This is a genomic window from Escherichia sp. MOD1-EC6098, from assembly GCF_002965865.1.
Taxonomy (GTDB): Bacteria; Pseudomonadota; Gammaproteobacteria; order Enterobacterales; family Enterobacteriaceae; genus Escherichia; species Escherichia marmotae.
Window position 1 is genome coordinate 170,706 of sequence record NZ_PTSN01000001.1, and the last position, 15,401, is coordinate 186,106.

The 15,401-nt window shown below is 50.6% G+C and carries 9 protein-coding genes; 2 read left to right on the forward strand and 7 right to left on the reverse strand.

The window, feature by feature from the left end; genetic code table 11:
- Nucleotides 1-604 precede the first annotated feature (604 nt).
- The 6 genes from mqo to ompC form a co-directional block, all read right to left on the reverse strand.
- A complete protein-coding gene (gene mqo / locus C0K55_RS00775; protein WP_061090402.1) occupies nucleotides 605-2,251 on the reverse strand; it encodes a malate dehydrogenase (quinone) in 1,647 nt (548 codons plus the stop codon).
- Nucleotides 2,252-2,460: 209 nt separating this feature from the next.
- Complete coding sequence (gene yojI / locus C0K55_RS00780; protein WP_001516738.1) at nucleotides 2,461-4,104, reverse strand: microcin J25 efflux ABC transporter YojI; 1,644 nt, start codon at nucleotides 4,102-4,104, stop codon at nucleotides 2,461-2,463.
- A 75-nt stretch (nucleotides 4,105-4,179) separates the two neighbouring features.
- Complete coding sequence (gene alkB / locus C0K55_RS00785; RefSeq protein WP_001516739.1) at nucleotides 4,180-4,830, reverse strand: DNA oxidative demethylase AlkB; 651 nt, start codon at nucleotides 4,828-4,830, stop codon at nucleotides 4,180-4,182.
- On the reverse strand, nucleotides 4,830-5,894 hold the full coding sequence (gene ada, locus C0K55_RS00790) for a bifunctional DNA-binding transcriptional regulator/O6-methylguanine-DNA methyltransferase Ada (RefSeq protein WP_105266514.1): 1,065 nt from the start codon (nucleotides 5,892-5,894) through the stop codon (nucleotides 4,830-4,832). The genes alkB and ada overlap by 1 nt, the downstream gene beginning before the upstream one ends.
- Nucleotides 5,895-5,967: 73 nt before the next feature.
- Complete coding sequence (apbE, locus tag C0K55_RS00795; protein WP_000425712.1) at nucleotides 5,968-7,023, reverse strand: FAD:protein FMN transferase ApbE; 1,056 nt, start codon at nucleotides 7,021-7,023, stop codon at nucleotides 5,968-5,970.
- A gap of 111 nt (nucleotides 7,024-7,134) precedes the next feature.
- Nucleotides 7,135-8,238, reverse strand: coding sequence for a porin OmpC (ompC, locus tag C0K55_RS00800; protein WP_105266515.1), 1,104 nt, complete (start codon nucleotides 8,236-8,238; stop codon nucleotides 7,135-7,137).
- Between the two features lie 736 nt (nucleotides 8,239-8,974).
- On the opposite strand from ompC, the gene rcsD reads away from it, so the two are divergent.
- Nucleotides 8,975-11,647 (forward strand): phosphotransferase RcsD, encoded by a 2,673-nt coding sequence (gene rcsD / locus C0K55_RS00810; protein ID WP_001516742.1) that lies wholly within the window; start codon nucleotides 8,975-8,977, stop codon nucleotides 11,645-11,647.
- Nucleotides 11,648-11,663: 16 nt separating this feature from the next.
- A complete protein-coding gene (gene rcsB, locus C0K55_RS00815) occupies nucleotides 11,664-12,314 on the forward strand; it encodes a response regulator transcription factor RcsB (RefSeq protein WP_001516743.1) in 651 nt (216 codons plus the stop codon).
- A gap of 135 nt (nucleotides 12,315-12,449) precedes the next feature.
- Here rcsB and rcsC read toward each other — a convergent pair whose 3' ends face one another.
- On the reverse strand, nucleotides 12,450-15,302 hold the full coding sequence (gene rcsC / locus C0K55_RS00820) for a two-component system sensor histidine kinase RcsC (protein WP_016248980.1): 2,853 nt from the start codon (nucleotides 15,300-15,302) through the stop codon (nucleotides 12,450-12,452).
- Nucleotides 15,303-15,401 lie beyond the last annotated feature (99 nt).

Here is a 15,401-nt window from a genome sequence, read left to right on the forward strand (position 1 = left end):
TACGCCGCATCCGACATCTAACGCCCGAGCCAGTTGCCTGATGCGACGCTGCGCGTCTTATCAGGCCTACGCCGCTAAACGAATGTGAAGTGCTGCACTCCGCAGGTCGGATAAGGCGGTTACGCCGCATTCGACATCTAACGCCCGAGCCAGTTGCCTGATGCGACGCTGCGCGTCTTATCAGGCCTACGCCGCTGTGAAGTGCTGCACCCCGCAGGTCGGATAAGGCGGTTACGCCGCATCCGACATCTAACGCCCGAGCCGGTTGCCTGATGCGACGCTGCGCGTCTTATCAGGCCTACGCCGCTAAACGAATGTGAAGTGCTGCCCCCCCGCAGGTCGGATAAGGCGGTTACGCCGCATCCGACATCTAACGCCCGAGCCAGTTGCCTGATGCGACGCTGTGAAGTGCTGCCCCCCGTAGGTCGGATAAGGCGGTTACGCCGCATCCGACATCTAACGCCCTGGCCGGTTGCCTGATGCGACGCTGCGCGTCTTATCAGGCCTACGCCGCTGCGAAGTGCTGCCCCCCGTAGGTCGGATAAGGCGGTTACGCCGCATCCGGCATCTAACGCCCGAGCCGGTTGCCTGATGCGACGCACCATTACAACGCAATATCCGCCACTTCTTTTTGTACTGGTTGCGGTTTCAACTGCGCTTTCGGCGTGCTATCTGCCGCCTGCGGCTTATCATATTTCAGGCTCAGAACTTCGCTGGTGTACTGCAATTCACGTTCTGTTGCCGCCGCATCACCGTTCAGCTTGCTGCCATAAGACGGAACAATCGCTTTCAGCGTGGCCTGCCATTGTGGGCTGGAAACACGATCACCAAACACTTTTTCCAACAGACTCAACATAATCGGCGCAGCGGTAGATGCCCCCGGCGATGCGCCGAGCAGCGCAGCAATGGTTCCTTGCTGGTCGCTGACCACTTCTGTACCCAGACGCAGCACGCCGCCTTTATCGGCATCACGTTTGATAATCTGCACGCGCTGTCCCGCTTGCCACAAACGCCAGTCCTCTTTTTTCGCTTGTGGGTAGTACTCTTTCAACGCTTCAAAACGATCCTCTTCACTCAACATCACCTGACTCACCAGATATTTCACCAGTTCGAAATTATCCAGCCCGACGTGCATCATCGGCATCACGTTAGAGGTGGTGGTGGAACTCATCAGATCCCACAGCGAACCGTTTTTGAGGAATTTGGTTGAGAAGGTAGCAAATGGCCCGAACAGCACCACGCGTTTACCGTCCAGTACACGGGTATCGATATGCGGAACTGACATCGGCGGCGCGCCAACGGATGCTTTACCATAGACCTTCGCCAGATGGTGATTAACCACATCCGGGTTTTCCGAAACGAGGAACTGACCGCCCACCGGGAAACCGGCGTATTCTTTCGCTTCCGGAATACCGGACTCCTGCAACAGTTTCAGTGCCGCGCCACCCGCGCCGATAAAGACAAATTTCGCACGGATGTTCTGTGCGGTGCCGTTTTTCAGATCGGCAACGGTGACAGTCCAGGTGTTATCGTCATTACGTTTGATAGCGCGGACTTCGCTGCTGAGTTGCAGCGAGAAGTTAGATTTCTTCTGTAATGAGGCGATCAACTGACGGGTGATCTCACCGTAGTTCACATCGGTGCCAATTTCTGTACGCGTAGCCGCCACTTTCTGTTGTGGATCACGCCCTTCCATCACTAACGGTGCCCACTCCTTGATTTGCGCGTGATCTTCAGAGTAACGCATACCGCGAAACAGCGAACTTTGTTGCAATGCCGCGTAACGGGCACGCAGGAAATTGACGTTATCTTCGCCCCAGACAAAGCTCATATGCGGAACGGTATTGATAAATGAACGCGGGGTACGCAGCACGCCGCGCTCGACCTGGTGCGCCCAGAACTGGCGGGAAATCTGGAATGCTTCGTTAATGGCGACTGCTTTTTCAATACTGATGCTGCCATCGGCGTTTTGCGGGGTGTAATTGAGTTCCATCAGCGCAGAATGCCCGGTTCCGGCGTTGTTCCAGCCGTTCGAACTCTCCTGCGCGACACCCTCCAGGCGCTCTACCATGGTCATCGACCATTCAGGCTCCAGTTCCCGTAAATAGGTCCCCAACGTGGCGCTCATAATGCCGCCGCCAATCAACAGTACATCAGTTTCCTGCTCCTCGGACGCTTTCGCTTTTGCCGTCATTGAAACGGCATTAAGCCCCACGGCCATCGAGAAGAGCATGGCAGTCACTTTTTTCATCTTGTTAATGCCTTACTTTTAGTCGCTTTATTGCAGGTGAGATTTGCGCGGCATCAACGTTAACACTTAAGTAACAACATTTAAATAATGTTTATAAATTATCTTCTATTTTTATAAACATTATGATTTCGTTGATTAATTATAGGGTTATTAGAAACGAAGGGAACGCTTACCTGGCAGCAGAAGTCCGTCAGGTAAGCGTCAAAATATCATGCCGTCCTGGCAACGGCATCACGCGAAGCGGCATCACGCTCTTCGCCGGTTAGTTCGCTAAGCAGCCCACTGCGCATTTCCAGCAGGCGGTCGGCGTGAATAAAATAGTGGTCATCATGACTGATGGCGAAAATCGTTTTGCCCATCTCCTGCATCAGCGGCAGTAATACCTGATAAAACTCACGGCGGAAGTGTGGATCCTGATCCGCTGCCCATTCATCCAACAGGATTATGTCGCGTTCTTCTGCCAGTGCCAGCAACAACGCCACGCGTTTCTTCTGCCCTTTCGATAACTTCAGGTTAAGAATACGCCCGTTACTTAACTCAAGCTTATGACCCATTTTCAACTGATCTAACCACTTCTCAACCAGTTGTGGATTTGCGGTTTTACCCTCCGGCCCCAGCAGTTGATCAAACAACCAGACATCGGTAAACACGGCGGAAAACAGCTTGCGATAATCTTCTGGTTTTTCAGCGCTGATGGGGTTGCCATCCAGCAAAATTTCACCGCTTTGCGGCTGATACAACCCCGTCAGCAACATCGCCAGCGTCGATTTACCGCTACCGTTGCCACCAATCAGGAACAGCAGTTCGCCACGTTTAATAGTGAGGTTAATCGGGCCAACGGAAAAAGCATTATCCTGATAACTAAACGTCACGTTACGCAGCTCCAGGGTTTGCCAGTTGGGAAACGCCTGCGGGCGCGGAAACTCCGCTTTAAAAGGCGCGAGCGCGAATTTGTTCAGCTTGTTGAACGCCACCTGTGCCGTCAGCAGCGTCGGCAACGCACCAACCGCCGAAAGCAGCGGTGTACGCAGGAACAACAGCGTCAGCGAATAAGTCGCCGCAACGTTGGTATCAGCCCAACCGAGACTGTTTGCCATCCAGAACACCAGGCCTATTGCGCCCAGCATCATAATGTTCGACCAGTTCACGGCACTAAGATGGAATGTATCAGCACGAATAATATGATGGCGATATTCTTGCGCATCGGGGATGTAGAGATTGTTAAAAACGTACTCGGCGCGCTCGCGGTTCAGGGTCAGCTCTTTGCGCCCTTCCAGTACAGTTTGAAAATCCGTGTACAGCTTGTCTTCGGTTTCTCGCAGGGTCGCCATATGTTTGTACACCCGCGCCACCAACAAAAAACCACCCCAGATGGTGATTGCCATCCAGATCGCCGTTACCAGCAACATTTTACCCGACAGCATCCACAGATACGCCGCCGAACCCACCGTGAGAATGATACCCTGCACCAGTTCAGGTAAGCGCACAAAAGCGATGGTGATATTGCGCACATCGCTGGTTAACCCCGCCAGCAATGAGGCACTGCCCAGTTGTTCAATGCGCTCGACGTGGGTATCCAGAATCCGCTTGATAAATTCGCTACGCAGTCGGTAAACGAAATGATGGCCCAGCGTGGTGAGCGCCAGTTGCGATCCCAGTGTTACCGCCATCAACAGCAGCAATAAACCCAGAAACTCCGGCAACACCAGCAAACTGGTATCTGCCGTTTCGATAAGACGCTGATTGATAAAAGCAATTAAGCCAATGCCTAACGCCGCACTGGCGAGGCTGAGCGCCATCACACTGATAAATGGCCAGCGATACTGCCGCCAGACAAGTACAAGAAGTTCCATGTAGAAAACCCGGACAATGAATTACAGCCCGCAGTTTAAACATCTCCGCGCACACAGCAATAATAATTCTTATTTTTATTCTTCTTTACCTGCCTGGCGAAAGGTCAGGTTGTAGCGACAGTCGGCGGTCAGTGGATGAAATCCCGCTTTTAGCGGTTGAATACCGTGATAAAACAGCCGTGACTCACCGCCCCACACCACCACATCGCCATGTTCCAGCAACAGACGTTTTAGCGGATCATTACGTTTCAAGCCGCCAAACTGGAAAATTGCAGGCAGTCCCAGAGAAACAGAAACAATTGGCGCGCGCAGATCCGGCTCGTCTTTATCCTGATGCAATGACAGTTTCGCGCCAGGGACGTAGCGGTTGATAAGGCAAGCGTCAGGCTGGAAATCGGGATACCCCGCCGCCGTTGCTGCCCGTTGGCACAAATCACGAAAGCCTTGCGGCATGGCGGGCCACGGCTTATTTGTTTGTGGATCAATAGGCGAATAGAGATAGCCTTGCTGGTTAGTCGTCCAGCCAAGACGTCCACAGTTGGTCATTGCCACCGACATGGTATACCCACCCGGTGTAACCATCTGGCGAAACGGCGACTGGTTGGCGACACCGTTAATCTCCTGCATCAGATCTTCTGCGATATCAAAAGCAAAACGGCGCAGGATCACTGCGCCGGAAGCCAGCGGTTCTTGCCAGGGTTCAGCATCAGTGAACAGATCCAGCATTACCTCTCCTCATTTTCAGCTTCGCGACGTAGCAATTGCGCTTTACGCGAAACACCCCAGCGGTAACCGGAAAGTGCGCCATCGCCACGTACCACCCGATGACAAGGTATAACGATCGCTAACTTATTGGCGGCGCAAGCACTTGCCACTGCACGCACCGCTGTTGGTTTGCCGATGGAATTTGCCAGTCGCTGGTAACTCACTGTTTCACCACAAGGAATGGAACGCAATGCTTGCCAGACTTGTTGTTGGAAAGCGGTGCCGCGAATATCCAACGGTAACGTCAGCGGCGTATTACGGTTATTAAGGCTGGCGATGACCTCGCGCACATGTTGCTGAAATGTCGGATCAGCAGGGGCGTTGTCGGCGGCAGGAAACATCTGCTGTAGCTCGCCAATTAATGTCGCATCGTCATCGCCCAGTAAAATCGCGCAAATCCCCCGCTCGCTTTCCGCCACCAGGCAACGCCCCAGCGAACAATCGGCCAGCGCATAACGAACAGCCAGGTTTTCGCCACCATGACGAAACTGTTTAGCCGTCATGCCCAGCGTTTCGTCGGCTTTACGGTAGTAACTGCTGCCGTCGGGAAATCCGGCGTGGAGAATCGCCTGGGTGACGCTCTCCCCTTTCGTTAACGATTCGCGCAAGCGACGAGCGCGCCAGGCCTGTTGCCAGGCTTTTGGTGTCATTCCGGTCGTAGCTTTAAATAAACGGTGTAAGTGGAATGGACTCATCGCCACCTGGTCGGCTAAAGCCTCCAGCGTCACGGGCGTTTCTTGTTCCAGCAGCCGACAAGCATGGGTGATTTTATCCAACCGGTCTTGCCGGGCATTGGCTTTGTCCGGCTGGCAACGTTTGCAGGGGCGAAAACCTGCGGCAAGCGCCTCGCTGGCATCCGCATAAAAGGAGACGTTTTCCCGCAGGGCATGTCTGGCGCGGCAAGACGGGCGGCAAAAGATGCCCGTGGTACGCACGGCGAAAACGAATTTGCCGTCGGTGTGCGGGTCGCGGGCCAGGACAGATTGCCAGCGTTGATCGTCAGTTAAGCATGTGGCGTTTTTCATAAGCAGCTCCCTGGTTAAGGATAGCCTCTAGTCTGCCCGGTCACCATCACGCAAAAACCAACAATCTTGCGCTTTAATTTTTTTCGCTGATAAGGAAGCTTTTAAACTGCGGCGACATCCAGGTTTTAAAACTATCGCCCTCTTTGGTGATCATATAAACCGCCAGCCCTTCCCGGCGAACGATTTCTTTGGCTTTATCCGGCCCGAGAACCATTAACCCGGTGTCCCAGGCATCGGCCTCCAGCGCCGTCGGGGCAATTACCGTCACGGACACCAGATTATGTTCGATGGGACGCCCGGTTTGCGGATCGATAACATGGGACAGGCGTTTGCCGTCCAGCTCGTAATAGTTGCGATAGCTACCGGAGGTGCTAATCCCGTGGCCATTGATATCGACCACGGCCTGAACCGCATTCTCTTTATCGGTCGGTTTTTGGATCGCCACCCGCCACGGCTGCCCTTCACCATTCATGCCCCGGCTGTTCAGTGCGCCGCCAACCGACACCAGATAGCGGGAAATACCTTCCTGCTCCATGAGACGCGCCAGATGATCTGCCGCATAACCTTCACCCACGGTGGAGAGATCGACATATAAGTCCGGCACATCTTTTTGCAGATATTGCTGATGCAACTGATTAATTACCGTCAGGTGCTGTAAGCCGGTTTTGGCTTTCATCGCGTCGATCTGTTCCTGGGTCGGGATTTGTACCGGCTGTTGCTCCGGGCCAAAGCCCCACAAATTCACCAGCGGCCCGACGGTAATATCCATCGCACCGTCAGTCTTTGCGCCAATGCGTAGCGAAGTGGTGACGATATCAGCCATCGCTTCACTTACCGGCCACGGCGATAAACTTTGCGAGTCGTTAAAACGCATCAGCGCGGAATCTTTTTTATAAGTCGAAAGTAGCTGATCGTCGGCATCCAACTGAGTCTGGATCTTCTCTTTGAGTTCAACACTGCGTTTGGCGTCAATGCCCGGAATGCTGGCACGCCAGAAGGTTCCCATCGTTTTGCCTTCAAGAACGGTAACTTCAGGAGCGTTGGGTTTGGCGGGTTGTGGTTTTTGATCGCAACCAACAAACAAGAGCGCGGCAGCCAGCAATGCCACACGGGTAAAGTTCATTTCCATACGTGATTATCCTCATGCGAACGGTCGCAAGAGTACACCAAAAGACTGAGTTTGTACGCTGAAAACAATGAAAAAAGGGCCCGCAGGCCCTTTGTTCGATATAAATCGAGATTAGAACTGGTAAACCAGACCCAGAGCTACGATGTCATCAGTGTTGATGCCAGCAGCGCGGGTGAAACGGTTGTCGTCCAGCAGGTTGATTTTGTAGTCAACATAGGTGGACATGTTTTTGTTGAAGTAGTAGGTAGCACCAACATCAACATATTTCAGGATATCTTCGTCGTCATAGTTATGACCGGCAATGACACCCAGGTTTTTACCTTTAGACTGCAGGTATGCTACAGACGGACGCAGACCGAAGTCGAACTGGTACTGAGCAACAACTTCGAAGTTCTGTGCTTTGTTCGCCCAACCCAAGGAACCTACGCGAGTTGCGTTATAGGTCTGGGTGTACTGAGCAGCCAGGTAGATGTTGTTCGCGTCGTATTTCAGACCACCAGTGTAGGTTTCAGCACGGTCGCCGTTACCGATGTAAGCAGCGCTGTTCTGATCATCAGTACGTTTGGAGCTGGAAACTGCAGCACCGATACCGAAGCCTTCGTAATCATAAGTGATAGAACCGCCAACGCCGTCGCCGTTCTGACGCAGAGCGCCACGACCGTTGTTGGTCATGCCTTCGCCGCTTACGCTACCGTTTTTACCCTGATACTGAACAGCAAAGTTCAGGCCGTCAACCAGACCGAAGAAGTCGGTGTTACGGTAGGTCGCGAAGCCGTTACCACGCTGCTGCATGAAGTTGTCAGAACCGTAGGTGTCGCCACCGAATTCTGGCAGAACGTCGGTCCAGGAAGTTACGTCGTAAACAACGCCGTAGTTACGACCGTAGTCGAAAGAACCGATATCCTGGAATTTCAGACCAGCGAATGCCACACGGGTCCAGGAGTTGTTTTCGCTTTCCGGAGCGTTGCCCTGGATCTGATATTCCCACTGGCCATAACCGGTCAGTTGGTCAGTAACCTGAGTTTCACCTTTGAAGCCGAGACGCATGTAGGTCTGGTCGCCATCTACAGACTTGTCGTCAGAGAAATAGTGCAGGCCGTCTACTTTACCGTACAGATCTAATTTGTTGCCGTCTTTGTTGTAAACTTCAGCAGCGTTTGCTGCGCCTGCTACCAGCAGAGCTGGGACCAGGAGGGACAGTACTTTAACTTTCATGTTATTAACCCTCTGTTATATGCCTTTATTTGCTTTTTTATGCCACTGCATACTGATTAACCCTCATTAATCAGTCGGCAAGTCCATTCTCCCCAAAAATGCAGAATAATCCAACACGAATATGATACTAAAACTTTTAAGATGTTTCATTTATCGCTATAGATGTTTCAAAATGTAAATGTGATGGAACTTTTTAAGATTCTTGATGATTGGCGAAATAAGCACCTAACATCAAGCAATAATAATTCAAGGTTAAAATCAATAACTTATTCTTAAGTCGTTGATAGCACTGAATGCCAAAACAAAATCTTCACTCGCAACTAAAATATGTCTCGCTATCATCATTAACTTTATTTATTACCGTCATTCATTTCTGAATGTCTGTTTACCCCTATTTCAACCGGATGCATCGCATCCGGTTTTTTTTTACCCTTCTTTACACAACTTTTATTTTCTTGTGCTACCCATACAAAATTATAACAACTGTTAATAATTTCACATAAAATTAACAATATTATAATTCCCCGCCATCTTTCCTTATTTGTAATTAACTTTGTTCTTTTTGCAGATTATTTGTACAAAAAAATGCCGCATGTACATCTCTTTCCCATCGTGCAAAAGGATAAATATCATTGGGGAAGAGAGAACCATCTATCTGGTAATAGTCTGGAATTTCGCTCTATACCCTTTATACTGCCCTATCACTTCGAGAAGTTTTAACAGGTCATAAACACGAATGCGTCAGAAAGAGACAACGGCCACGACCCGCTTTTCACTCCTACCGGGGAGCATTACCCGCTTCTTTTTACTGTTGATCATTGTGTTACTTGTGACGATGGGAGTGATGGTACAAAGCGCTGTCAACACCTGGCTAAAAGATAAAAGCTACCAGATTGTCGACATTACCCATGCTATACAAAAGCGTGTCGATACCTGGCGTTACGTGACCTGGCAGATCTACGACAACATCGCTGCGACGACTTCGTCTTCCACCAGTGAAGGTTTGCAAGAGACGCGTCTGAAACAGGATGTCTATTATCTGGAAAAACCACGCCGCAAAACAGAAGCCCTGATCTTTGGTTCTCACGACAATTCAACGCTTGAGATGACCCAACGAATGTCTACTTATCTGGACACATTATGGGGCGCAGAAAATGTACCGTGGTCGATGTATTATCTGAACGGCCAGGATAACAGCCTGGTGTTGATCTCTACTCTGCCATTAAAAGATCTCACTTCTGGTTTCAAAGAGTCGACCGTCAGTGACATTGTCGACTCACGTCGCGCGGAGATGCTGCAACAGGCCAACGCACTAGATGAACGCGAAAGTTTTTCTAATCTGCGTCGTCTTGCCTGGCAGAACGGCCATTACTTTACCTTGCGTACCACCTTTAACCAGCCAGGACATCTGGCGACGGTGGTTGCATTTGATCTGCCTATTAATGACCTGATCCCGCCGGGGATGCCGCTGGATAGCTTCCGTCTTGAGCCAGAAGCGGGCGCAACGGGTAACAATAATAATGAGAAAGAAGCCGCAGATAGCGTCAGCATTAACTTCAACAGTTCTAAAATTGAAATCTCTTCGGCGCTCAACTCCACCGATATGCGATTGGTCTGGCAGGTTCCTTACGGCACTTTACTGCTGGATACATTGCAAAACATTCTGCTGCCACTGCTACTGAACATCGGTTTGCTGGCGCTGGCGCTTTTTGGTTATACCACCTTTCGCCATTTCTCCGGCCGCACCACGGAAAGAGCCCCCAGTACTGCAGTGAATAACGAACTGCGTATTTTGCGGGCAATAAATGAAGAGATTGTGTCACTCCTACCGCTCGGCCTGCTGGTTCACGATCAGGAATCGAATCGCACAGTAATAAGCAATAAGATTGCCGACCATCTGCTACCGCATTTGAATCTGCAAAATATCACCACTATGGCAGAGCAACATCAGGGAATCATTCAGGCGACTGTTAATAACGAACTGTATGAGATTCGCATGTTCCGCAGCCAGGTAGCGCCGCGTACACAAATCTTCATTATTCGCGATCAGGATCGCGAAGTGCTGGTAAACAAGAAACTCAAGCAGGCACAGCGTCTGTATGAGAAAAATCAGCAGGGCCGGATGGCTTTTATGCAAAACATTGGTAACGCACTGAAGGAGCCAGCCCGGGGGCTTGCAGAAAGCGCAGCAAAACTTAACTCGCCGGAAAGCAAACAACTGGCGAATCAGGCGGACGTATTAGTACGACTGGTTGATGAAATTCAGTTAGCGAACATGCTGGCGGACGATAGCTGGAAGAGCGAGACTGCGCTTTTCTCCGTGCAGGATTTAATTGATGAAGTGGTGCCTTCTGTATTGCCTGCGATCAAACGCAAAGGTCTGCAACTACTGATTAACAATCATCTGAAAGCACATGACATGCGCCGTGGCGATCGTGATGCCTTACGCCATATTTTGCTGCTGCTGATGCAATATGCCGTCACCTCAACGCAACTGGGGAAAATTACCCTCGAGGTTGATCAGGATGAATCCTCCGAAGAACGTCTGACTTTCCGTATTCTGGACACCGGAGATGGTGTAAGTATTCATGAAATGGATAATTTACATTTCCCGTTCATCAACCAGACCCAGAGCGATCGCTATGGTAAGGCAGACCCGCTGGCATTCTGGTTGAGTGATCAACTGGCGCGCAAACTGGGCGGTCATTTAAACATCAAAACACGGGACGGCCTTGGTACACGCTACTCCGTGCATATCAAAATGCTCCCGGCAGACCCGGACGTTGAAGAGGAAGAGGAACGTTTACTGGATGATGTCACCGTGATGGTGGATGTAACTTCTACAGAAATTCGGAATATTGTCACTCGCCAGTTAGAAAATTGGGGTGCAACCTGTATCACACCCGATGAAAGATTAATTAGTCAGGATTATGATATCTTTTTAACGGATAATCCGTCTAATCTTACTGCCTCTGGCTTGCTTTTAAGCGATGATGAGTCTGGCGTACGGGAAATTGGGCCTGGTCAATTGTGCGTCAATTTCAATATGAGCAATGCTATGCAGGAAGCAGTCTTACAATTAATTGAAGTGCAACTGGCGCAGGAAGAGGTGACAGAATCGCCTATGGGTGGAGATGAAAATGCGCAACTCCATGCCAGCGGCTATTATGCGCTCTTTGTAGACACAGTACCGGATGATGTTAAGAGGCTATATACTGAAGCAGCAACCAGTGACTTTGCTGCATTAGCCCAAACGGCTCATCGTCTTAAAGGCGTATTTGCCATGCTAAATCTGGTACCCGGCAAGCAGTTATGTGAAACGCTGGAACATCTTATTCGTGAGAAGGATGTTCCAGGAACAGAAAAATACATCAGCGACATTGACAGCTATGTCAAGAGCTTGCTGTAGCAAGGTAGCCTATTACATGAACAATATGAACGTAATTATTGCCGATGACCATCCGATAGTACTGTTCGGTATTCGAAAATCACTTGAACAAATTGAGTGGGTGAATGTTGTCGGCGAATTTGAAGATTCCACAGCACTGATCAACAATCTGCCGAAACTGGACGCGCACGTGTTGATTACCGATCTCTCCATGCCTGGAGATAAATACGGTGACGGGATCACCTTGATCAAATACATCAAGCGCCATTTCCCAAGCCTGTCGATCATTGTTCTGACCATGAACAACAACCCGGCAATTCTTAGTGCGGTACTGGACCTGGATATCGAAGGGATCGTACTGAAGCAAGGCGCGCCTACGGATCTGCCGAAAGCCCTCGCCGCGTTGCAAAAAGGCAAGAAATTTACCCCAGAAAGCGTTTCTCGTTTGCTGGAGAAAATCAGTGCCAGTGGTTACGGCGACAAGCGTCTCTCGCCTAAAGAGAGTGAAGTACTGCGCCTGTTTGCAGAAGGTTTCCTGGTTACCGAGATTGCCAAAAAGCTCAACCGCAGCATCAAGACCATTAGCAGCCAGAAGAAATCCGCGATGATGAAGCTGGGCGTCGAGAACGATATCGCCCTGCTGAACTATCTTTCTTCTGTTACCTTAAGTCCGGCGGATAAAGAGTAATTTAGCCAGCCAACAGGTCGGATGCGGTGTAAACACCTTATCCGGCCTACAAATCCCAATATTTCAATAGATTGCACAAACGCAGGCCTGATACGACGTGCCAGCGTCGCATCAGACATTTACACCGACCGCACCCTACGATGATTTCCGCGCTTTCCTGACTCTTTCGGCATACATCGTCAGCGTCTGTTTTATGACATCCAGCGTCACCGGCTTCGACAGACAACTATCCATCCCGGACTCCAGGCATCGCTGCTTCTCTTCGGCCAACGCATTGGCTGTCACCCCGATTACCGGCAATGTTAGCCCCAATTGGCGAATACGCTGCGTTAACCGGTAACCATCCATATTCGGCATGTTAACGTCACTAAGCACGATATCAATGTGATTCTTGCTAAGAACATTAAGCGCATCGATACCATCATTCGCGGTCTTACACTGATAACCCAACGATCCGAGCTGATCGGCCAATAAGCGACGGTTAATAGGATGATCATCAACCACCAGAATCATCATGTCGTCGTTGCTGGTAGACTCTTTGTCCGCCAGCGGCAGAACGTTGCCAGGATCATCATTTTCCATCTCAACCCGATAGATACGCGCCAGTAGCACAGGCAGTTCATGCGACGAAGCAACGCTATGCTCCCATTCACCGGGCGCTCTTTCCAGCGGAATGCCAATATGTCGGCGGCAGAAAGTCACCACCGCTCTGCCCTGCCATTTTTCACTCAGCGGCTCATCAGTAATCAACACATCCTCAGGTGACGGTTCCTGACCTTCATATGTTGTAACGACTACACCACTGCGCTGCAAACTGGTTTCGATAAATTGGCATAGCGACGCATTGCGTACCGCCAACCAACAGCGTTTACCCGTTAACCCTTCAACGCCTTTTTTATGTGGATATTGTGCGCCGTACAGTGGAATACGCACGGTAAACTGGCTTCCCATACCAGGTTCAGACTCCACCGAGATGTCACCGTCCATCATGCTGATCAATTTTTCACAAATCGCCAGCCCCAGACCGGTTCCCTGGAAGTTACGCTGAACGCCTGTCCCCACCTGGAAGAAGGGATCAAACAGCCGCACCACTTCTTTCGCCGGGATACCCACGCCGGTATCGCGAACGCGAATAGAAAGATAATCACCATCGGCACGGACATGCAGAACAATGCAGCCGGTATCGGTAAATTTTATGGCGTTACTCAACAGGTTGGAGATGACCTGCTGTAAACGCATCGGATCACCGTTTAAGGTTACCGGCACATCCGGTTCAATAAAGCAGTACAAACCAAGCTGTTTACGCACCACCAGAGGCAAATAGTTGGCGGTGATATGGTTCATCACTTCACGCGGTGAAAACTCACGCGGTTCTATCTTCAACTGTTCCGATTCAATCTTCGAAAAATCGAGAATGTCGCTGATAATTTTCAACAGCAGACTGGAAGAGTTGTTCATTGCCGTCACCAGACGGTCAACGCCTTTCGGTAACTCTTTAGTTTGCAATAGATCCAGGTTACCGATAATGCCGTACAGTGGTGTACGCAGCTCGTGGCTGACGGTAGCAAGGAACATCGATTTCGATTGGCTCGCCTGTTCTGCTGCCTGCGCCATCTCTTGCAGCGACTCTTCCATCTTCACACGTGAAGAAACATCGACAAGTACGCAAATCGCCACGTTTTCATTACGATAGCGCGAATGGACGAAACTGATTTGCAGATTGGTATTGTTGCTGGTCAGGACATCGACAAAATTGACCTGTTGACCGCAAATAATTTGCGTCAGCCGCTGGCGATCCTCATGCGTAAGCATATTGAGATAGGTATGCGCCAGTTCGTTACTCAAAATATTGACGCCATCAGCGGTACGCAAAATGCAGATCCCGACCGGCGCGGAGGCGACAATCTTGCGGTTAAACTGCTCATGCTCCTCCAGACGCTGGGCGTCGCTTTCCGCCGGAATGAAAATACGCCGCTCATACATCCGCGCGAGAGTAAACAACGCCGCCCCGGTGATCACATTGAGCAAAATCGCGTTGAGGATCAGCATACGTATGCGTTCCAGCACCTGATCAACGGGCACCGAGTAAACAATGCTTAACGATGACGGCGGCAGATTTTTCTTCAGCACCAGCTCATGGAAACCTGGTGTATAACCGAACCAGGAGCGTTCCTGCATCCAACGCGGTTCAGCTTTGATTTTACTTTCCGGTCCGGTCAACGAAATCAGGGTATGACCATTCTCATCAAGGATGGTGACTCCCATCGGTAATGTACCCGGTAAAAAGAAGTTCTCCATCCGAATGGTTTGTTCAACGCCCAACAAGGCCTGCAAACGGTTCGCCAGATAAACCGGCGTCAGCGCGTAGAAATACCCGACGCCAGGGCGCGGGCCTTCGCTGATCCAATAGAGGTTGCTGCCACTGTCATCCTGCGGCGCATTACGATACTTATTGATGCGCTCATGCAGAGCTTTCAAGGCGGTATCGCGTTCAACAGGCATATCACGCAAACCAAAGTTTGCCATGCAGAGGTTATCGCTGCCGATCAAAAATACGCGGTTGAGATCGTAAGCTGCAGAGAAATTATCGCGCCAGTAGCGCATAAACCATGCCAGCGACTCCAGAGATCCCCGCCAGGTGTTACTCATCGCGGAACAGTCAGAATCGGCAAACAGCGGTTCGAACTCGGGCACATCCGTTTGCGTTTCCCGCCCACGCGGGGAAAGTACGCCGTTTTCTGCAGACAAGCGATTTTCGGCAATGTACTTCAGCTCTTTCATCACATCAGAAGTGCGTTGGATAAACCGCTGAGCCTGATCGGAGCTCAGGTTAAATTCCTGACGAATCTCAGATTCTCGCTGATGCAGAGCATTGACGATGTAAAACACTGATGAGAAAGCAATCAACAGCCAGAGCAATAACGCCAATGCTCTGAACATATAGCGCGAAACTTTCAGGGTTGTACGAAAAGAAGCAAGGTATTTCAAAGGGGCGAAGCTCCGCCTCAGGTGACCGATGGAGTGTGGTTAAGGTAGCGGTAAAAACGTGCCACCGCAATGTTCTGTCATCCCGGTAATATGATACAC

Excerpts from the sequence above, each read along its gene's own strand:
- mqo (WP_061090402.1), bottom strand. The coding sequence starts at position 2,251 with ATGAAAAAAGTGACTGCCATGCTCTTCTCGATGGCCGTGGGGCTTAAT.
- yojI (WP_001516738.1), bottom strand. The coding sequence starts at position 4,104 with ATGGAACTTCTTGTACTTGTCTGGCGGCAGTATCGCTGGCCATTTATC.
- alkB (WP_001516739.1), bottom strand. The coding sequence starts at position 4,830 with ATGCTGGATCTGTTCACTGATGCTGAACCCTGGCAAGAACCGCTGGCT.
- ada (WP_105266514.1), bottom strand. The coding sequence starts at position 5,894 with ATGAAAAACGCCACATGCTTAACTGACGATCAACGCTGGCAATCTGTC.
- apbE (WP_000425712.1), bottom strand. The coding sequence starts at position 7,023 with ATGGAAATGAACTTTACCCGTGTGGCATTGCTGGCTGCCGCGCTCTTG.
- ompC (WP_105266515.1), bottom strand. The coding sequence starts at position 8,238 with ATGAAAGTTAAAGTACTGTCCCTCCTGGTCCCAGCTCTGCTGGTAGCA.
- rcsD (WP_001516742.1), top strand. The coding sequence starts at position 8,975 with ATGCGTCAGAAAGAGACAACGGCCACGACCCGCTTTTCACTCCTACCG.
- rcsB (WP_001516743.1), top strand. The coding sequence starts at position 11,664 with ATGAACAATATGAACGTAATTATTGCCGATGACCATCCGATAGTACTG.